This is a genomic window from Bacillus sp. SYZHCR11 (assembly GCF_057196865.1).
Genome location: NZ_JBXUND010000003.1, coordinates 1 through 18,236 on the forward strand (window position 1 = coordinate 1; position 18,236 = coordinate 18,236).

Annotated in this window: 20 protein-coding genes and 19 tRNA genes; 32 read left to right on the forward strand and 7 right to left on the reverse strand. The window is 47.2% G+C overall.

Annotated elements, in window-relative coordinates; translation table 11 throughout:
* Window position 1: 1 nt before the first annotated feature.
* The 19 genes from AC2CGA_RS11710 to AC2CGA_RS11800 all read left to right on the forward strand — a co-directional run bounded on the left by AC2CGA_RS11710 (window position 2) and on the right by AC2CGA_RS11800 (window position 1,682).
* Window positions 2-77: transfer RNA gene (locus AC2CGA_RS11710), tRNA-Lys, on the forward strand.
* Window positions 78-87: 10 nt separating this feature from the next.
* Window positions 88-171: transfer RNA gene (locus AC2CGA_RS11715), tRNA-Leu, on the forward strand.
* 9 nt (window positions 172-180) lie between these two features.
* Window positions 181-255: transfer RNA gene (locus tag AC2CGA_RS11720), tRNA-Gly, on the forward strand.
* 19 nt (window positions 256-274) lie between these two features.
* Window positions 275-360 (forward strand) — tRNA-Leu (locus tag AC2CGA_RS11725).
* 9 nt (window positions 361-369) lie between these two features.
* Window positions 370-446: transfer RNA gene (locus AC2CGA_RS11730), tRNA-Arg, on the forward strand.
* Between the two features lie 17 nt (window positions 447-463).
* A tRNA-Pro gene (locus AC2CGA_RS11735) sits at window positions 464-540 on the forward strand.
* Window positions 541-544: 4 nt separating this feature from the next.
* Window positions 545-617, forward strand: a tRNA-Ala gene (locus AC2CGA_RS11740).
* A gap of 19 nt (window positions 618-636) precedes the next feature.
* Window positions 637-713, forward strand: a tRNA-Met gene (locus tag AC2CGA_RS11745).
* Window positions 714-715: 2 nt separating this feature from the next.
* Window positions 716-792: transfer RNA gene (locus AC2CGA_RS11750), tRNA-Ile, on the forward strand.
* A 7-nt stretch (window positions 793-799) separates the two neighbouring features.
* A tRNA-Ser gene (locus tag AC2CGA_RS11755) sits at window positions 800-892 on the forward strand.
* A 19-nt stretch (window positions 893-911) separates the two neighbouring features.
* Window positions 912-988, forward strand: a tRNA-Met gene (locus tag AC2CGA_RS11760).
* 7 nt (window positions 989-995) lie between these two features.
* Window positions 996-1,072 (forward strand) — tRNA-Asp (locus tag AC2CGA_RS11765).
* A gap of 10 nt (window positions 1,073-1,082) precedes the next feature.
* Window positions 1,083-1,158, forward strand: a tRNA-Phe gene (locus tag AC2CGA_RS11770).
* A gap of 20 nt (window positions 1,159-1,178) precedes the next feature.
* A tRNA-His gene (locus tag AC2CGA_RS11775) sits at window positions 1,179-1,254 on the forward strand.
* A gap of 8 nt (window positions 1,255-1,262) precedes the next feature.
* Window positions 1,263-1,336: transfer RNA gene (locus tag AC2CGA_RS11780), tRNA-Gly, on the forward strand.
* A 15-nt stretch (window positions 1,337-1,351) separates the two neighbouring features.
* Window positions 1,352-1,428: transfer RNA gene (locus AC2CGA_RS11785), tRNA-Ile, on the forward strand.
* Window positions 1,429-1,438: 10 nt separating this feature from the next.
* Window positions 1,439-1,513 (forward strand) — tRNA-Asn (locus tag AC2CGA_RS11790).
* Between the two features lie 3 nt (window positions 1,514-1,516).
* A tRNA-Ser gene (locus AC2CGA_RS11795) sits at window positions 1,517-1,607 on the forward strand.
* Window positions 1,608-1,610: 3 nt separating this feature from the next.
* Window positions 1,611-1,682: transfer RNA gene (locus AC2CGA_RS11800), tRNA-Glu, on the forward strand.
* A 35-nt stretch (window positions 1,683-1,717) separates the two neighbouring features.
* Here the strand turns inward: AC2CGA_RS11800 and AC2CGA_RS11805 are convergent.
* Both AC2CGA_RS11805 and AC2CGA_RS11810 read right to left on the reverse strand, forming a co-directional pair.
* Window positions 1,718-2,188 carry a TspO/MBR family protein gene (locus AC2CGA_RS11805; protein WP_484480204.1) on the reverse strand — a complete coding sequence of 157 codons (471 nt, stop codon included), beginning with the start codon at window positions 2,186-2,188 and terminating at the stop codon, window positions 1,718-1,720.
* 156 nt (window positions 2,189-2,344) lie between these two features.
* Entirely contained in the window at window positions 2,345-3,064 is a 720-nt protein-coding gene (locus AC2CGA_RS11810) for a TraR/DksA C4-type zinc finger protein (protein WP_003152213.1), read from the reverse strand.
* A 282-nt stretch (window positions 3,065-3,346) separates the two neighbouring features.
* Here AC2CGA_RS11810 and AC2CGA_RS11815 point away from each other — a divergent pair, with 282 nt between their 5' ends.
* From AC2CGA_RS11815 to menC, 6 genes are all read left to right on the forward strand, one after another.
* Entirely contained in the window at window positions 3,347-4,762 is a 1,416-nt protein-coding gene (locus AC2CGA_RS11815) for an isochorismate synthase (RefSeq protein ID WP_484480205.1), read from the forward strand.
* A complete protein-coding gene (gene menD, locus AC2CGA_RS11820; protein ID WP_484480206.1) occupies window positions 4,759-6,495 on the forward strand; it encodes a 2-succinyl-5-enolpyruvyl-6-hydroxy-3-cyclohexene-1-carboxylic-acid synthase in 1,737 nt (578 codons plus the stop codon). Before AC2CGA_RS11815 ends, menD begins: the two co-directional genes overlap by 4 nt.
* Window positions 6,483-7,313, forward strand: a complete 831-nt coding sequence (menH, locus tag AC2CGA_RS11825; RefSeq protein WP_229991771.1) for a 2-succinyl-6-hydroxy-2,4-cyclohexadiene-1-carboxylate synthase — start codon at window positions 6,483-6,485, stop codon at window positions 7,311-7,313. Before menD ends, menH begins: the two co-directional genes overlap by 13 nt.
* A gap of 58 nt (window positions 7,314-7,371) precedes the next feature.
* Window positions 7,372-8,190 carry a 1,4-dihydroxy-2-naphthoyl-CoA synthase gene (gene menB, locus AC2CGA_RS11830; protein WP_003152221.1) on the forward strand — a complete coding sequence of 273 codons (819 nt, stop codon included), beginning with the start codon at window positions 7,372-7,374 and terminating at the stop codon, window positions 8,188-8,190.
* Window positions 8,191-8,277: 87 nt separating this feature from the next.
* Window positions 8,278-9,741: an o-succinylbenzoate--CoA ligase gene (locus AC2CGA_RS11835; RefSeq protein ID WP_139887010.1), complete on the forward strand. Its 1,464-nt coding sequence runs from the start codon at window positions 8,278-8,280 to the stop codon at window positions 9,739-9,741.
* The gene (menC, locus tag AC2CGA_RS11840) at window positions 9,738-10,853 is read left to right on the forward strand and encodes an o-succinylbenzoate synthase (RefSeq protein WP_032857356.1); all 1,116 of its coding nucleotides are present in this window, start codon (window positions 9,738-9,740) and stop codon (window positions 10,851-10,853) included. The genes AC2CGA_RS11835 and menC overlap by 4 nt, the downstream gene beginning before the upstream one ends.
* Before the next feature lie 370 nt (window positions 10,854-11,223).
* Here the strand turns inward: menC and AC2CGA_RS11845 are convergent, their stop codons facing one another.
* From AC2CGA_RS11845 to AC2CGA_RS11855, 3 genes are read right to left on the reverse strand one after another with little or no spacing between them, the layout of a single operon-like run.
* On the reverse strand, window positions 11,224-11,382 hold the full coding sequence (locus AC2CGA_RS11845) for a DUF1540 domain-containing protein (protein WP_003152224.1): 159 nt from the start codon (window positions 11,380-11,382) through the stop codon (window positions 11,224-11,226).
* A gap of 57 nt (window positions 11,383-11,439) precedes the next feature.
* Entirely contained in the window at window positions 11,440-12,480 is a 1,041-nt protein-coding gene (locus AC2CGA_RS11850; protein WP_003152225.1) for a cytochrome d ubiquinol oxidase subunit II, read from the reverse strand.
* Between the two features lie 22 nt (window positions 12,481-12,502).
* Entirely contained in the window at window positions 12,503-13,834 is a 1,332-nt protein-coding gene (locus AC2CGA_RS11855) for a cytochrome ubiquinol oxidase subunit I (RefSeq protein WP_003152226.1), read from the reverse strand.
* A 197-nt stretch (window positions 13,835-14,031) separates the two neighbouring features.
* Between AC2CGA_RS11855 and AC2CGA_RS11860 the strand changes: the two genes are divergently transcribed.
* Complete coding sequence (locus tag AC2CGA_RS11860; RefSeq protein WP_003152229.1) at window positions 14,032-14,280, forward strand: type B 50S ribosomal protein L31; 249 nt, start codon at window positions 14,032-14,034, stop codon at window positions 14,278-14,280.
* A 118-nt stretch (window positions 14,281-14,398) separates the two neighbouring features.
* A complete protein-coding gene (locus AC2CGA_RS11865; protein ID WP_003152233.1) occupies window positions 14,399-14,968 on the forward strand; it encodes a beta-class carbonic anhydrase in 570 nt (189 codons plus the stop codon).
* Here AC2CGA_RS11865 and yidD read toward each other — a convergent pair.
* Complete coding sequence (yidD, locus tag AC2CGA_RS11870) at window positions 14,965-15,192, reverse strand: membrane protein insertion efficiency factor YidD (protein ID WP_003152235.1); 228 nt, start codon at window positions 15,190-15,192, stop codon at window positions 14,965-14,967. The two genes, AC2CGA_RS11865 and yidD, sit on opposite strands and share 4 nt — an antisense overlap.
* Before the next feature lie 124 nt (window positions 15,193-15,316).
* Between yidD and AC2CGA_RS11875 the strand changes: the two genes are divergently transcribed.
* Window positions 15,317-15,790 (forward strand): S-ribosylhomocysteine lyase, encoded by a 474-nt coding sequence (locus AC2CGA_RS11875; protein WP_003152237.1) that lies wholly within the window; start codon window positions 15,317-15,319, stop codon window positions 15,788-15,790.
* Between the two features lie 114 nt (window positions 15,791-15,904).
* Complete coding sequence (locus AC2CGA_RS11880) at window positions 15,905-16,348, forward strand: FixH family protein (protein WP_003152240.1); 444 nt, start codon at window positions 15,905-15,907, stop codon at window positions 16,346-16,348.
* Here AC2CGA_RS11880 and ytzI read toward each other — a convergent pair.
* On the reverse strand, window positions 16,345-16,494 hold the full coding sequence (ytzI, locus tag AC2CGA_RS11885; RefSeq protein ID WP_003152241.1) for a YtzI protein: 150 nt from the start codon (window positions 16,492-16,494) through the stop codon (window positions 16,345-16,347). The two genes, AC2CGA_RS11880 and ytzI, sit on opposite strands and share 4 nt — an antisense overlap.
* Window positions 16,495-16,618: 124 nt before the next feature.
* On the opposite strand from ytzI, the gene AC2CGA_RS11890 reads away from it, so the two are divergent.
* From AC2CGA_RS11890 to ytkD, 3 genes are all read left to right on the forward strand, one after another.
* Window positions 16,619-17,056 (forward strand): Dps family protein, encoded by a 438-nt coding sequence (locus AC2CGA_RS11890; RefSeq protein ID WP_003152242.1) that lies wholly within the window; start codon window positions 16,619-16,621, stop codon window positions 17,054-17,056.
* Between the two features lie 151 nt (window positions 17,057-17,207).
* A complete protein-coding gene (locus AC2CGA_RS11895; RefSeq protein ID WP_003152243.1) occupies window positions 17,208-17,612 on the forward strand; it encodes a phage holin family protein in 405 nt (134 codons plus the stop codon).
* Between the two features lie 132 nt (window positions 17,613-17,744).
* Window positions 17,745-18,224, forward strand: a complete 480-nt coding sequence (gene ytkD, locus AC2CGA_RS11900; RefSeq protein WP_003152244.1) for an RNA deprotection pyrophosphohydrolase — start codon at window positions 17,745-17,747, stop codon at window positions 18,222-18,224.
* Window positions 18,225-18,236 lie beyond the last annotated feature (12 nt).

The following is an 18,236-nucleotide window of genomic DNA, read 5'->3' on the forward strand; positions in this document are numbered from 1 at the left end:
AGAGCCATTAGCTCAGTTGGTAGAGCATCTGACTTTTAATCAGAGGGTCGAAGGTTCGAGTCCTTCATGGCTCACCATGTTTTTCTTGCGGATGTGGCGGAATTGGCAGACGCGCTAGAATCAGGCTCTAGTGTCTTTACAGACGTGGGGGTTCAAGTCCCTTCATCCGCATTGCCAAACGCGGAAGTAGTTCAGTGGTAGAACATCACCTTGCCAAGGTGGGGGTCGCGGGTTCGAATCCCGTCTTCCGCTCCAACTATACTATACCATCCATGCCGGGGTGGTGGAATTGGCAGACACACAGGACTTAAAATCCTGCGGTAGGTGACTACCGTGCCGGTTCAAGTCCGGCCCTCGGCACTTATTGTTGCGCCCGTAGCTCAATTGGATAGAGCGTTTGACTACGGATCAAAAGGTTAGGGGTTCGACTCCTCTCGGGCGCGCCATACATACTTTTGAAAAACGGGAAGTAGCTCAGCTTGGTAGAGCACATGGTTTGGGACCATGGGGTCGCAGGTTCGAATCCTGTCTTCCCGACCACTTTGGGGCCTTAGCTCAGCTGGGAGAGCGCCTGCTTTGCACGCAGGAGGTCAGCGGTTCGATCCCGCTAGGCTCCACTTGATTTTAATTGTTTTTGGCGGTGTAGCTCAGCTGGCTAGAGCGTACGGTTCATACCCGTGAGGTCGGGGGTTCGATCCCCTCCGCCGCTACCATTGGACCTTTAGCTCAGTTGGTTAGAGCAGACGGCTCATAACCGTCCGGTCGTAGGTTCGAGTCCTACAAGGTCCACCACTTATACGGAGGAATACCCAAGTCTGGCTGAAGGGATCGGTCTTGAAAACCGACAGGGGTGTCAAAGCCCGCGGGGGTTCGAATCCCTCTTCCTCCGCCATATCTAATTTAATTATCATCGCGGGGTGGAGCAGTTCGGTAGCTCGTCGGGCTCATAACCCGAAGGTCGCAGGTTCAAATCCTGCCCCCGCAACCAAAAAAATGGTCCGGTAGTTCAGTTGGTTAGAATGCCTGCCTGTCACGCAGGAGGTCGCGGGTTCGAGTCCCGTCCGGACCGCCATTTATAAAAAGGCTCGGTAGCTCAGTTGGTAGAGCAACGGACTGAAAATCCGTGTGTCGGCGGTTCGATTCCGTCCCGAGCCACCATTTAATTTAATATTGTTTTGGCGGTTGTGGCGAAGTGGTTAACGCACCAGATTGTGGCTCTGGCACTCGTGGGTTCGATTCCCATCAATCGCCCCAAACAACATGCGGGTGTAGTTTAGTGGTAAAACCTCAGCCTTCCAAGCTGATGTCGTGGGTTCGATTCCCATCACCCGCTCCATTTTTATATTGTCATGGGCCTGTAGCTCAGCTGGTTAGAGCGCACGCCTGATAAGCGTGAGGTCGGTGGTTCGAGTCCACTCAGGCCCACCATGATGATTTTTCCACAGTAGCTCAGTGGTAGAGCTATCGGCTGTTAACCGATCGGTCGCAGGTTCGAATCCTGCCTGTGGAGCCATACGGAGAAGTACTCAAGTGGCTGAAGAGGCGCCCCTGCTAAGGGTGTAGGTCGTGTAAGCGGCGCGAGGGTTCAAATCCCTCCTTCTCCGCCATAAGGCCCGTTGGTCAAGCGGTTAAGACACCGCCCTTTCACGGCGGTAACACGGGTTCGAATCCCGTACGGGTCATTAAAAAAACCTTGCATAGTATGCAAGGTTTTTTATTATGCGTTCATAGCGTAAATGGTAAAAGACAGGTATGTGGCAAAAGCGCTCCATAATAAATAAGGAACCAGAAGCCAGGCTGAAGCTTTACTGTATTTACCGGCAATGAGCAACAGAATGAGTGTTGTCACAGCCACAAGCAGGCAATCGATAGATGCAGCAAGCAAATTTTTCTGTGTGAATTGAAAATAGCTGAATCCTTTATTCACGATATAATTGATGAGGAGCATCACCCAAAAAGCTTTGGATTCTTTACATGAAAACCTTGCGTATATCAAGGCTGCTGAGAGCGAAATAAGCGCAAACAAAACCGCCCATATGATGCCTATCACTGATCCGCCCGGCGTCCAGTCAGGTTTTTGCAGCGCGTCGTACCATTCCCGGTCGATGGGAAAGAGAAACCCTGCTAAAGAAAACAAGACATATGTAATGATAAATACAATAATCGCACCGATATACTTCTTTTTCATTTGTTCCCTCCGTCATTCAATGTCAATACGTTAGTTCCCTTTCTTGGAAAGATTAAACCGTTCAAAAGGTTCATGCACCATTAAGTGTATGAGTTTTCGGTGTGAAAATGCAGCAAACCAATTATTTGTATTCAAAAACCCCGGCCTGCCGGGGTTTTAATCAGCATGAAGGTCGCCAAAGGTCGTCATAATTCCTTCTTCGTCCAGTTCCTGCTCATATTTTTCGTGTGCCTTGCTTGGATACACGGAAATGTTTTTTCCGGTAATATCTGTCGCGATAAAGTTTTCATAATCCTCAGCATAGCCGATGTTTTCTTCTGAGTTCATTGTCATATCCCCATAGCTGAGCGGCGGATCTTCTAAATCCTGAGGCGTTTCTGAGTTTCCGTATTCCTCAACATCCTGATAAGCATCTTCACTATCGTAAGCCGCCCGGATTGATTCATCATCATCAAATTCAAACTGTCCGAACGGTGTTTCCTCTTCAATCGGCCTGTCTTTGGAAACGGCATCCTGCGAGGAATATTCCGCCAATGTCGTAGCCGTCGGCAGAGCTTCAAGTCTGTCATAAGGAATGTCCTTGCCGCTGACTTCACATGTGCCGTATGTGCCGTTTTCAATTTGTTTCAGAGAGTAATCAATATCGCGAAGGTGCTCCCTTTCATGGTCGAGCAGAGCCAGGTCTTTTTCCCGCTCGTATAATTCGGTCGCCTGATCGCCGGGATGATTGTCATAGGAAGACAATTCGCCGGATGATTGATACGGGAATTCATCAGTTAACTGAAATTGATCATTTTCTTTAAAGCGGCTTAAAATATCATCTCTGGCTTCTTCCAATTCTTTTTTTAAGTGTGTGATCTGTTCGTTTGTAAGCACATCAATCCCTCGTTTCTATGTGATGCTTACTGTTAGTATGAACGTTTTTACGCAGAAAAATGGTGGATAAAAATAGTCATTTTCCCACGAGGAAGTAAAAGGATACAGTGATTGCCGAGAGTGGGGAAAGAAAATTCAAGTTTGTTTCTTTATTCATTTGCGCAAAAAGGTTTATAATAAGAAATGCAGGCATTTTGTCGTGCTCAAATCTGTGTGTTTGACACAAATTCATCACAGGTGTATTGTATTAAAAGCATTTAACGGATTATGGAGGAATGTCTCATGGTGACAACGGTGCAGCATACGTTCCGAGAGGAAGCAGATCATGCATTACATAAAGCCAAACAAGTCAACCATGCTGTCTTATTGAGCTATTCAAGACGTATTGCGTCTTTAGACCCTCTATCATTTTTCAAAGACGGAGCAAAAAAATATAAAGGCAAACGATTTTTTTGGTCAGAACCCGGTAGTGAATTAACAATAGTCGGTCTTGGCACAGAAGCGCTGTTCCAATCGAATGAAAAAAATGGAAAACGTTATCACGACGTTTTTGAACAATGGGAGCGCTTTAAAAAGACGGCTTTTCATATTCATGAAGAAGAAGAGGCGGCGCATACCGCGGTCGGCCCTGTCTTATTCGGCGGTTTTTCATTTAATCCCGCTGAAGAGAGAGGAGACGAATGGAACGGGTTTGAAGAAGGAATGTTCTTTATCCCCTCACTCATGCTGACAAAGACGGCAGATGGCGATTATTTAACCGTCAATCAATGGGCGGCAGACGGTAATCAGGCAGAAGATACGCTGAAACGTCTGAAATCTTTTTCAGAAGCTTTTGCAGTTTCTTCAATTGAGTATGAAGAATATCCTGTTTTAACAAAAGCGGAAGAACTTGATGTGGAAAACTGGCTTGAAGCCATTAAAACAGCAACAAATGATATGAAGGCAAATCAATATGATAAAGTCGTGCTGGCAAGGGAAGTCGTTTTGTCATATGATGGGCCTATTCCGGCGGAGAGCGTTGTCCGCAAGCTTTTGACGGACCAAACGACAAGCTATGTTTTTGCGATTGAGCAGGGAGATAAATGCTTTGTCGGCGCTTCACCGGAACGGCTGATCAAAAAATCAGGCAAAGACGTTATGTCCACCTGTCTGGCAGGTTCAATTAAGCGCGGAGAAAATCAACAAGAAGATGACCGTCTCGGCAAAGAGCTGCTGCATGACGAAAAAAATCTCGCGGAACATGATTTTGTGGTTAAGATGATACACGATTCTTTCTTGTCGAGCTGCAGTGATGTGAAAAAGCCTGCATGCCCGCAATTATATAAAACAAAAAGTGTTCAGCATCTATATACGCCGATCACAGGCCATCTGAAAACGTCCGCTTCGCTGTTTGATTTAATTGAAAAGCTGCATCCCACTCCGGCATTGGGCGGAGCTCCCCAGCAGAAAGCTGTTGAAGTTATCGCTGATATTGAACCGATGACACGCGGATGGTACGCGGCTCCGATCGGCTGGATGGACGGCAGGGAAAACGGAGAATTTGTCGTGGCTATCCGATCAGGGCTGATTGAAGGCAAAAGTGCGCGGCTTTTCGCAGGCTGCGGCATTGTTGAAGATTCAGATCCGCAATCAGAATATGAAGAAACACAAATTAAACTAAAGCCGATGATCTCTGCTTTAGGAGGTGAAAGGCTTTGACAAACCCGATTACACATTATATCGGAAGCTTTATTGATGAATTCGCGCTATCGGGTGTCACCGAGGCGGTTGTTTGCCCGGGATCGAGGTCAACTCCCCTGGCGGTTTTGGCGGCGGCCCACCCGGATATTCAAGTTCATATACAGATTGATGAACGATCCGCAGGTTTTTTCGCACTCGGTCTTGCAAAAGCCCGCCAGCGTCCGGTCATGCTGATTTGTACGTCAGGAACGGCAGCGGCTAACTTCTATCCGGCCGTGATTGAAGCTCATTATTCAAGAGTGCCTCTTATTGTCCTGACTGCTGACCGGCCTCATGAATTGAGGGAAGTGGGGGCGCCTCAGGCGATTAACCAGCATTTTCTGTTCGGTAACTTTGTTAAGTTTTTCACAGACTCAGCTCTGCCTGAGGAAAATCCTCAAATGCTGAGCTATGTCAGAACATTGGCCGGCAGAGCCGTAAGTGAAGCCGGGAAGCGCCCGATGGGGCCAGTCCATATCAATGTGCCGCTCAGAGAGCCTTTGATGCCGGATTTATCAGCCGGACCTTTTGAAAGAATGAGAAAGGGGAAGCACGTCTCAGTCACAACAGGGATTCAGTCAGCTGATCAAGACTCTCTCTGTCATATTACAGAGCGTCTCGCGGGTACCGAAAGAGGTATGATCGTCTGCGGCGAAATTCACGGTGAAGCAGAAAAGCAGCAAATCATCGCGCTTGCCGAGGTGCTTCAGTTCCCGATTTTGGCTGATCCGCTTTCAAACCTCCGAAACGGGGAGCATGATAAGACGCTGATTATTGATGCTTATGACTCGTTCTTAAAAGATGAAGAAATAAAAGAGGCGCTGCGCCCTGACGCTGTGATCCGCTTCGGTCCGATGCCGGTTTCCAAACCGCTCTTTTTATGGCTCAGAGACGATCCTGCCATTGAGCAGTTTATCGTCGATGAAGACGGAGGATGGAGAGATCCCACTCAGGCCGGCGCGCATATGATTCATTGCCATCCGTCTGTGTTTTTGGAAGCGGTCCGTTCAGCTGAAACCGGAAAACGGCCGTCCGGATGGCTTGAGAAATGGCAGTTTGTCAATGAGCGGTTCCGGAGTCATTTACAGGCCGCGAGCATGGATGATTTATCATTTGAAGGAAATGTATATCGTCAGCTTCAGCACCTTGTCCCTGAAGGCAGTTCGATTTTTGTCGGCAACAGCATGCCGATCCGCGACGTGGATACTTTCTTTGAAAAACAAGATCGTTCCTTCCGTGTTTATGCCAACCGCGGCGCTAACGGCATTGACGGAGTTGTCTCCTCGGCTATGGGACTGTGTGAAGGTACAAAAGCTCCTGTCACGCTTGTCATTGGAGATTTATCGTTTTATCATGATTTAAACGGGCTGTTAGCGGCTAAAAAACTTGGAATTCCGCTTACGGTTATTTTAATAAACAATGATGGCGGCGGGATTTTCTCGTTTTTGCCGCAGGCATCTGATAAGACTCATTTTGAAGAACTGTTCGGTACGCCGACGGGTCTTGATTTCCGGCATGCCGCCGCACTGTATGGCGGGACGTATACTTGTCCTGAGACATGGGAAGCATTTAAGGATGCGTATCAGCCGCAGGCGGACAAGCCCGGACTTCATATAATCGAGCTGAAAACAGATCGGACATCAAGAGTTCAATTCCATCGCGATCTGCTGCAGGCCGCAGTGCGGGAAGTGAAAAAAGAATGGAAACTGTAACAGTTAAAACGGCCGACGGCGTATGCTATCGTGCTGCTGATAGCGGACACGGACACGAATCGTCTGAAGCTATTATTTGTCTGCATGGATTTACGGGCAGCAAAGAATCATGGATGTTTTTACGCGGCATGTTTCCCGGCGAGCGAATGGTGATGATTGACTGCCTGGGTCACGGGGAGACAGACGCGCCTGTGCAAGCGGCAAGGTATAGTGCGAGCCGGCAGGTTGCGGACCTTGCCGCCGTTTTTGATCAATTAAAACTTCACAAAGTGAAACTTATTGGTTATTCTATGGGGGGAAGACTTGCGTATTCCTTTGCACAGGCATTTCCGCATCGGGTGTCAGCGCTTGTTTTGGAAAGTACAACCCCGGGCCTCAGCACGCTTCAGGAACGCAAAAAACGGATTCAGTCAGATCGGAAGCTTGCTGACTTTATATTGCGGGAAGGTATAACATCGTTTGTTGATTATTGGGAGAGCATTCCGTTGTTTGCCACGCAGCTTTCTCTGCCGGACAGTGTAAAGGCGTCCATCCGTGCCGGCAGGCTGAAGAATAATCCGTCCGGACTTGCAGGAAGCCTGCTCGGAATGGGGACAGGCTCACAGCCTTCCTGGTGGGAGGCATTACACCGCATCAAGGCGCCCGTCCTGCTCATATGCGGTGAATGGGATGAAAAGTTTTGCGCTATTAATCAAAAGGTGCATAACCTGCTCCCATCAAGTAAAATAGAGGTTGTCAAACAGGCGGGGCACACGGTACATGTGGAACAGCCGCGAATTTTTGGTAAGATAGTAAGTGAGTTTTTATACGGCTTGTAAAGCATAAAGAAAATAGCTTTTCGGCCGGACTCAGGCAAAAATGAAGGAGGTCATATCAATGGCTGCAGAATGGAAAAGTGAACGTCAGTACGATGAAATCCTGTACGAGACGTATAACGGTATTGCAAAAATAACAATTAACCGCCCGGAGGTACATAACGCATTTACTCCTAAGACGGTATCAGAAATGATTGACGCGTTTGCTTGTGCGCGTGATGACTCCAATATTGGTGTCATCGTTCTTGCGGGAGCGGGAGATAAAGCATTCTGTTCAGGCGGAGACCAAAAAGTCCGCGGTCACGGCGGATATGTCGGAGACGATCAAATCCCGCGTCTGAATGTGCTTGATCTTCAGCGTTTGATCCGTGTGATTCCTAAACCGGTCGTAGCGATGGTATCAGGCTATGCCATCGGCGGAGGCCATGTGCTTCATATCGTCTGTGATTTAACGATTGCGGCCGATAACGCGATTTTCGGTCAAACCGGCCCGAAAGTGGGAAGCTTTGATGCCGGTTACGGCTCAGGTTACCTGGCGCGTATCGTCGGACATAAGAAAGCCCGTGAAATCTGGTACCTGTGCCGTCAATACAACGCGCAGGAAGCGCTCGACATGGGGCTTGTCAATACGGTTGTCCCATTAGAGAAACTTGAAGAGGAAACAATTAAATGGTGTGAAGAAATGCTTGAGAAAAGCCCTACAGCCCTTCGTTTCCTTAAAGCGGCATTTAACGCTGATACAGACGGCCTCGCCGGAATTCAGCAATTTGCAGGAGATGCAACGCTTCTTTATTACACGACTGACGAAGCGAAAGAAGGCCGTGATTCCTTTAAAGAGAAACGCAGTCCCGATTTCGGTCAATTCCCTCGTTTTCCGTGATCAGATGACACTACGAAACAGCTTGAGCCGCTCTGGTCCAAGCTGTTTTCTTTTCAAAAACAGTACTTTTACCTCGGAGATGATAACATGCTGACAGAACAGCCGAATTGGCTCATTCAAAGGGCTCAGCTGACACCGGAGAGAATCGCTCTCATATTTGAAAACAAACAGATGACATTCAGAGAATTATATCATGCTTCTAAACAAATGGCCGCGCGGCTGTCCAAATACTGCTCGCTTAAAAAAGGAGACAGGGCCGCGATTTTGCTTTCTAACAGACCGGAAATGGTTTATGCCGTTCACGCCTGCTTCTTATTAGGGGCGGAAGCTGTGCTGTTGAATACGAAGCTCTCAAAACAGGAACGGTTGTTTCAGCTCGAAGATTCACAGGCAAAGCTTTTATTGACGGAGGACGGTTTTTGCCGCGAAGAATATGAATCTGCGGTCGCCACCGCAGATGTGGACGAGCTGCAGGCTGAAGAGGCGGGTGACATGGAGCCGGAAGCTTATGTAACGCTTGATGATACGGCGACTCTTATGTATACGTCAGGAACAACAGGAAGGCCGAAAGGGGTGCAGCAGACTTTCGGTAATCATTATTCCAGCGCTGTATCGTCTGCGCTGAATCTGGGGGTCACGGAGCGGGACCGCTGGCTTATTGCGCTGCCGCTGTTTCATATCAGCGGTCTGTCTGCGCTGTTTAAGTCGGTCATTTACGGCATGCCCGTCGTGCTTCATCAAAAATTCTCTGTCACTGATGTGCTGGACAGCATCAGCTCCCATCAGGTCACGATCATTTCAGCGGTGCAGACCATGCTCTCGGGCCTGCTTGCGGAAACTGAACAATGTCCTGAATCACTGCGCTGCATTCTGCTTGGCGGGGGTCCGGCACCGCTGCCGCTCCTTGAAGAATGCCGCAGGAAACAATTTCCGGTATTCCAATCTTACGGCTTGACTGAAACCTGCTCACAGATTGTCACACTTTCTCCGGAATTCAGCATGGACAAGCTCGGCTCGGCCGGTAAACCGCTGTTTTCATGCGAAATTAGAATTGAAAAAGACGGAAACCCTTGTGCGCCGTTTGAACATGGTGAAATTACGGTGAAAGGCCCGAATGTAATGAAAGGGTATTATCATCGTGACGACGCGAACCAGGCCGCTTTTCATAATGGATGGTTTAAAACGGGCGATCTTGGCTATTTGGATGATGAAGGGTTTTTATACGTGCTGGACAGACGGTCGGACCTCATCATTTCAGGCGGAGAGAACATCTACCCCGCAGAAGTGGAAGCGGCGCTGCTTGCCCATCCGGCTGTAGCGGAGGCCGGTGTTTCGGGAGCCGAAGATCCGAAGTGGGGGAAAGTGCCGCATGCTTTTCTCGTGCTGACTTCTTCTGTCAGTTCTAAGGAGCTGACCGCCTTTTGCCGTGAGCGGCTTGCTAAATATAAAATACCGGCTGCTTTTTTCAAGGTTGACGGGCTCCCGCGGAACGCGTCCAATAAACTGATGAGGCATCGGCTGAATGAGCTTCGTAAAGGAGAATTGTCATGATTAAGATTGAAAAAATCACCCTTTATCATGTAAGTATGAGGCTGAAAAAACCGTTTAAAACAAGTATTGAAACGCTGCAGGATCGTAAATTTTTGATCGTGGAAGCGATCGATGAAACCGGGAGAACCGGCTGGGGGGAGGTATCGGCGTTTTCTTCTCCGTGGTATACAGAAGAAACGATTCAGACATGCGCGCATATGCTGAGAGATTTTTTCATCCCAAATGTCGTAGGCCGCGCGTTTTTCCATCCGTCAGAAGTGCCTGACAGTCTCGCGCGTTTCAAAGGAAACCGCATGGCAAAAGCGGGGCTTGAATCAGCCGTGTGGGATCTATATGCCAAGAAAAAGGGGATATCTCTCGCAGAAGCCTTAGGGGGCAAAAGAGATAAAGTGCCCGCCGGCGTGGCGGTGGGTCTGGCTTCGGCTGATGAGATGCTTCGGGAAATTGAGCAATACGTAAAAGAAGGTTATCAACGTATAAAAATAAAAATTCAGCCCGGCCATGACGTTGATCTGGTCAGAGCCATCCGCAGCCGTTTTCCGAACGTGCCGCTGATGGCGGATGCCAACTCGGCTTATGAACTGAAAGACATCAGCAGGCTGAAAGAGTTGGATGAATTCCAGCTCATGATGATAGAACAGCCGCTTCAGGCAGATGATATTGTCGATCACCGCCACCTGCAGAAACACTTAAGAACCGCGGTATGCCTTGATGAAAGCATATGCTCTTATGATGACGCAAGGCGGGCGATTGAGCTTGGGAGCTGTAAAATCATTAACATAAAACCGGCGCGTGTAGGAGGCCTGACAGAGGCATTAAAAATACATGACTTATGCAGAGAGCATCACATGCCGGTTTGGTGCGGCGGAATGTTTGAAACCGGCATTTCGAGAGCGCAGACAGTCGCGCTTGCTTCGCTGCCGCAATTTACGATACCGGGTGATATTTCCTCATCAGACCGATACTGGGAGGAGGATATTGTCACTCCCGACATCCGTATCGAAGGGGGATTCATCTCTGTCCCGGACGGTCCCGGACTGGGTGTTGAAGTCAATCAGGAAATAATGAGAAAATACGTCACCCAAATGGACGTTTTTACGACAAACAACTGATAAAAAGACATTTCAGCGAGTTGAGCTGCCTGTATGCTGCTGTTATATTGAAACTGTTCATTATCACCCCTTCCCCCGTTTGAACCGGCTGTATCAGCCGGTTTTTTTAATAGGCGGATGCGATGATTTTTTTATTCTTCAAACAGTGCCGGCTTTACAACGCAGGTGCTGCTTTCCGGCTGGGGCAAACATGTACATCTTGATAAAAAATTCTGAGCTTGTCATGAATGCGATACTGATTGTACCGTCTGCCGCCTATATTTGCCGCCGAACCGCCTTTTTGCCATGCTTCTCATCCGCGCGGTTTTCCCCGGCTCAGGGAGGCTTGCGGCGGAAATGAAAAAGAGCTGTATAAAACAGCTCTTTTCTTTTATAAATCTTGCGGTTTAAAGGTTTTGCAATCCGTTTCTTCACTTTTTTCAGCGGTTTCGCCTGTATGGCTGACCACATAAATAGCGTCGGCCGTGCATTTGTTTCCTCTGCCCCAATATGAACAGTTATTGACTTCACACAGAATTTTTTGGTCCATGCTGGCTCCCCTCCAAGATAAAAGGTACGCCATTAGTATGAGCCGCCCTGATTTTTGTTATTCCTCCTGGCGGATATAACGTCTGTCTTTCATAAAGAGCTTCCAGAAGAAATAAAACCCGGGGAACAAAATGATGAAAGCGACGATATACGTCATAAACAGCGCCCTGAAGGTTGCCGGCTCCGTAAATCCTGACATGACCGTAATATCCGGATAAATCATATAAGGAAGATGAGCCCGTCCGTATGCATAGCTTGCCAAAAAGTATTGAAGCGCAATGGCGATCATGGCGATTCTCGGTTTGCCGAGGTTGCGGCCGAAGCGCTTATTCGGCAAAAACAGAGCCACGCCGGCAATGATAAATGTAATGACAGACAGAATGAGCCATGTCTTGTCTTTCATCATGCCCGTGTACAGCCAGCCGGCTTCAGAGCGTAATGTCAGCATAATGAAGAAGGCAAACAGAAGCGACAGCGGCCCTGTTATTAAAGAGCTCCGTCTGTAGATGCGGTACGCATGCTCCTCTTCCGCAACATTTGAAAAATCGGCCAGAAGCAGTGAAGATAAAAATAAAGTGCTTAAAATGGCAAAGCCGATAAACGCATACGCATTAAGACTTGTAAAGACATTTGCCAAATTCAGGTGATACACTCCGCCCGTCTTCTCAATAAACCCTCCGTGTGTGACCGGAAGGACCAAAATCAGCACAGCGGGAATAATGAAGCCTGAAATTCCGGAGATATATCTCATGATTTTTCTTTCCTTCGCCGTATTGGAGAAGACGAGAAAGCCGCTGCGGATGGCTAAGAGCAGCAAAATAATACTTCCCGGGATCAATAAAACGGTTCCCAGCACGAAGGTTGCCCCTGGAAAGAAGCTGAATAGGGCGACAACGATCGCGACGATAAAGACGTTGGTCACTTCCCATGTCGGGGACAAATAACGGTTGGCGATGTTTGTCGCCTTTGTTTGTTCTTTATTTAAATATATCATCGACCAAAAGCCGGCTCCGAAGTCCATCGTTGCCATGACCGCGTAGATAAACACGAAGCCCCATACGATTGATATCGCAATGAGAGCATCCATGGTAATGTCCATTTCAATTCAGCCCTTTCTATTGTTAGGATTCCGCCGCTTTTACATCCTCCTCAACAGGATGTTTGCGGAAATAGTAAAGCAGCACATAAATGACTGCGGCTGCCAAAATGGCGTAAACCACTGTGAACAGGATGAACAGCAAACCGATTGAACCGGTTGTCGTGACGACATCAGACGTTTTCAGGAGATGGTAAATCACCCATGGCTGCCGCCCCGTACAAGCGAATATCCACCCGAATTCAATTCCGATCAGACTGAGCGGTCCTGCGGTTAAAAATAAAATCAAAAGCCAAGTCGGAAAGCTGTCTTTCTTTAAAATTTTTCTCCACACGATGCCGATGATGGAGTACAAAATGAGCAGCATCCCGATGCCGACCATTCCGTTAAACAGTGTATGGATGAATAAAGGCGGCCACTCGTCTTTCGGAAACGCGTTCAATCCTTTGACGACGGTATCAAAGCTGTTTGCGGCCAAAAAGCTTAAAGCCCACGGCACTTCTATCGCCCATTTTACTTTTTCTTCTTTTGCATCAGTAAAACCCCCGATCGCAAGCGGAGCGTGTGATCTAGTTTCAAACAGCCCTTCTGCGCCCGCAAGCTTCTCAGGCTGGTATTCGTAAAGAAGCTGGGCTGACTCGTGACCGTTTAAAGAAGCAATAATAGAGAATATCCCGCCGATCGTTAAAGCGAGCAGCAGCGCTTTTCGGTGAAAACGGTATACCTGCTCCTGTTTTCTCGTTCTCAGCATTTTATAAGCCGCAACTGACGCGACGATAAATGCACCGGTCATGAAAGCCGTCAGTACGACATGGCCCGCGGTGGTGAAAAAGCTTGGATTAAAAAACGCTGCCCACGGTTCAACGTCAGTGATTTTGCCGTTTAAAATTTTAAAGCCGGCCGGCGTTCCTTCAAATGCGTGAACATTTGTGATTAAGACGGCGGATGCCGCGGCGCCGATCAAAACGAAAATAACGGCAATGATGCGCATCGCCGGAGTCAGCCGGTCAGCGGCGTAGACATAAATGGACATAAACAGCGCTTCAATAAAGAAAGCATAAATTTCAATCTGAAACGGAAGTGACATCACCCTGCCGATGACCTCCATGAATCCGGGCCACAAAAGGGCAAGCTGTGTACCCGCGATCGTTCCGGTCGGTATCGCCACGCCGAGCAGAACAGCCTGCGCCTTCGTCCACCTTTTCGCCATAATGGCATAATGCGGATCTTTTGTTTTTTGATAAATCAATTCGGCCATTAAAATCATCAGAGGCAAGCCGACACCAAGCGTCGCAAAAATAATATGAAAGCCCATGGTTGTCCCGAACAGACTTCTGGCTAATACTAAATCATCCACGATCATAAACCGCCTTTCTAAATTACCGTTTTATGTAATGTGGTTATATTATTTGCTGAAGCGATTAGATTATTCTTCCGATTCCATATATGTGCAGGGTTTAGAAATCAAGGGATCAGGGCATATATGATTGACAAGCGCCTATTTAAGGTTTAGAATAAAACGTAATTATTACGATTTGAGAAAGGGAGATCACCATGAAAAAAGATATTCATCCGGATAACCACCAAGTGATTTTTCAAGATGTGAACAGCGGCTACCGCTTTTTAAGCCATTCTACGAAAACGTCAGAGGAAACGGCAGAGTGGGAAGACGGAAAAACATACCCGCTGATTAAAGTGGAAGTCAGCTCAGATACGCATCCGTTTTATACGGGCCGCCAAAAATTCAACGAAAAAGGCGGGAGAGTCGAACAGTTCAACAAAAAATACAATATGGGGAAATAAGACAAGCCCAATAGGGTTTGTCTTATTTATTGAGCACTTTATCATCTCGTGCGGGGAGTGACGAAATGACCCGCCTTATGTTATATTGTGAATAAAAAAGCAGAAAGGAAACACCAAGATGAGTCTTCTAAACGATATCATGCAATTTAATGAGCAGTTCACTAAAAACAAAGATTATGAAAAATACCAAACATCTAAATTCCCGGATAAAAAGATGGCGATTTTGTCCTGTATGGACACACGTCTTGTAGAATTGCTTCCGCATGCGATGAACATGCGAAACGGCGATGTGAAAATTATTAAAAGTGCCGGCGCGCTTGTCGCCCACCCGTTCGGAAGCATCATGCGCAGCCTTTTAGTGGCCGTATACGAATTAAACGCTGATGAAGTCTGCGTTATCGGCCACCATGATTGCGGCATGAGCAAAATCAACAGCGAGGATATGCTTGATAAAATTATCGACCGCGGTATTCCGAAAGAGCGGATTGACATGCTGAAGCACTCAGGTGTTGATCTTGATCAATGGCTGAAAAGCTTTGATTCAGTAGAAGCGAGTGTTACAGACAGCGTAAACGTCATTAAACACCATCCGCTATTCCCTGACAATGTCCCGGTGCACGGTCTGGTGATTGATCCTGAAACCGGTAAACTTGATCTGGTGATCGACGGCTACCAGCATATGGACTAATGTTTTTGTTTTTTGTCCGGTACGGGATCAACACCGCCCGGATGAAAAGGGTGGCACTTTAAAATCCGCTTCAGTGTCAGCCATCCGCCTTTTAATGCGCCGTGAGTCTTGACGGCTTCGATTCCGTACTGCGAACACGTCGGATAAAAGCGGCATGACGGCGGCGTCAGCGGAGAGATGAACTTCTGGTATCCGCGGATGAGCGCAATCATTATGGTTTTCATTAAAAAACCACCTTTCTGATGCTAGTATAGAAAAAAAATTTCAGATTGAAAAGCTTCCGCCACAATTCTTATCGGAAAACTGTGTTATAATGGATGCATATTCTGAAAAAAAGGGAGTGCCATTATGCCTTCAGTAGAAAGTTTTGAGCTAGACCATAATGCGGTTGTGGCTCCGTATGTAAGACATTGCGGAGTGCATAAAGTCGGAACAGACGGCGTTGTGAATAAGTTTGACATTCGCTTCTGCCAGCCGAACAAACAGGCGATGAAGCCGGATACGATTCATACGCTTGAGCACTTGCTTGCGTTTACGATTCGCACACATTCTGAGAAATACGATCACTTCGACATCATAGATATCTCACCGATGGGCTGCCAGACAGGCTATTATCTTGTTGTCAGCGGCGAGCCTACAGCGGAAGAAATTGTAGACCTGCTTGACGCTACGCTGAAAGAAGCCATCGATATTACGGAGATTCCGGCGGCCAACGAAAAACAGTGCGGCCAGGCGAAACTTCATGATTTAGAAGGCGCGAAACGGCTGATGCGTTTCTGGCTGTCACAAGATAAAGAAGATTTGCTGAAAGTGTTCGGATAAAAAACAGGCCTTTTTGCTGACATGCAAAAAGGCTTTTTTACATATTTCTAAAAAATGTCACACCTTATGTGTAAGCGTTTGCTAAAATAGAAGCAAACATGAAGGAGTGATGGGATGAAACGGGCTGTATTGGCAGGTATGTGCGGTATGGTATTTCTATTATCTTCCTGCGGGGGCAATTCGGACAAAACCGCCGCGGATGAGGAGCCTAAAGCGCTTGAGGTCAAGCTTACAGGACCGGAAACGGCAGCACCGCATGAAAAAACGGAATACAAGGCGGAGGTTTTTTACGGCGGCAAGCGTGTCACGGATGCGGATGAAGTCATGTTTGAAGTATGGAAAGAAGGAAAAAAAGGCAGCAGCAAAACAAGCAAGGCCAAGGAGGAAAAAGGGGCGTATCACCTGCGGACTGAATTTGATGAAGAGGGTGTGTATACCGTTCAATCCCACGTAACGGCAAAACAGCAGCATAATATGCCGACTGTAAAAGTGCGTGTCGGGGATGCTGAAGCTGCCGATGATTCCTCCGGCCATGAGGAACAGACGCATCATCATTAAGGATTGTTTTTATCCGTCAAGCCTTTTGATGCGTCCTCCGGCGGGTCAATCGTATGTTTTACGTTATAAGCTCTTACAGTCGACCAGATGGATAAAAGCAGCACGGCGAGCACGATAAGAAAGCCGAAGCTCAGAAGAAGCAGCATGAAATTCCTCCTTTTTAACAAATCATAACATATTTTCCATCCGTAAAATCAAGGGCTAAAAATTTATGTTTTAACACACGATATATAGGGTATATCAATAGTAAATCAAAGGAGGAAGATAGGCATGTCAGAAAAACTATTGGAAGCGGTCAATAAACAAGTTGCAAACTGGACGGTCATGTATGTGAAATTACATAACTATCATTGGTACGTCAAAGGGAAGGACTTTTTCACATTGCACGAAAAGTTCGAGGAGCTGTATAACGAAACGGCTACATATATTGACGATCTGGCAGAACGTCTGCTGGCATTGAACGGCAAGCCGATCGGCACAATGACGGAATCATTGAAGACTGCTTCTATAAAAGAAGCGGAAGGCAATGAGAGCGCAGAACAAATGGTACAGAACATTTATGATGATTTCACTGTCATTGCGGAAGAGCTGAAAAGCGGCATGGATCTCGCAGATGAGGTCGGAGACGAAACGACCGGAGATATGCTGCTTGCCATTCACCAGAATATCGAAAAACATAATTGGATGCTGAAAGCGTATTTAGGATAATCAACAAGGGAAGACCGGGGCTATAAAGCACTCGGTCTTTTATTTGGCTGCCGAAGAGAGGTGTTGTCCATTTTTCTGAAAAATCCAGTCCGTTCCATTCACTTTTCATAGAATAATGTAAGGCCGTTTCTGTGAAAGGATGTTGGATCAAGTGGGCAAAGACTTTGGCATCTTTTCGTTTTTTGCAGTGATCGTGTCGGCAGCGGGGTTTTTCTTTGGCGGTTTTCAGTATTCGTTTCTGATTTTGCTATCGGTCATGGCGATTGAGTTTATCAGTACAAGCTTAAAAGAATCTCTTTTGCAGCAGCTGAGCGCAAGAAAGCTTTTTGCGCGGCTGGTCAAAAAAATCGTGACCCTGGCATTAGTCTCAGTTTGCCATTTTTTTGATCAGCTGCTTCATTCAGAAGGCGCTATCCGTAATTTGGCTATTATGTTTTATATCTTATACGAATCGGTTCAGATCGTGATAACGGCAAGCTCGCTGGGCATCCCGGTTCCGCAGGTGCTCGTCGACCTATTGGATACCCTGAAAAATAAATTCAAGCGCAAACCGTAACATTTGCTTCAAAGGAGGCTATACTAGCGGGTATGATGGTTTTCCTCTGAATTTTTGATAAAGGGCTTCCGAACAAACGCAACTGTGGTATGATGTATGGAAGATATGAAGGAACGGATTAGAGGGATAAACATGTACGAGTTTAAAGACTATTATCAGAATACTGTTCAGCTCTCCTTTGAACACCAGCCTTTTTCAGACAGCCCGAAGCATGTATGGGTCATATGCCGATATGGAGATAAGTGGCTTTTGACTGAGCACGAAGACCGGGGGTTTGAATTTCCGGGCGGAAAAGTGGAGCCGATGGAATGTGCGGAGGAAGCGGCCCTGCGCGAGGTGAAAGAAGAAACCGGCGCCGCGGTAAGACATCTGAAGTACGTCGGACAGTATAAAGTTCTCGGCAGGGAAAAGGTAATCGTGAAGAATATTTATTTTGCCGATATTGAAAAGCTTGAAAAACAGGCTGACTATTTTGAAACAAAGGGGCCGGTGCTGTTCAGCGAACTGCCGGAGAATCTCCCCCGAAATAAAAAATTCAGTTTCATTATGAAAGATTCGGTGCTTCCGATCAGTCTGAAAAAGCTGAAAGAGGACGGCGTATTTCAATCATAAAAAACGGAGACC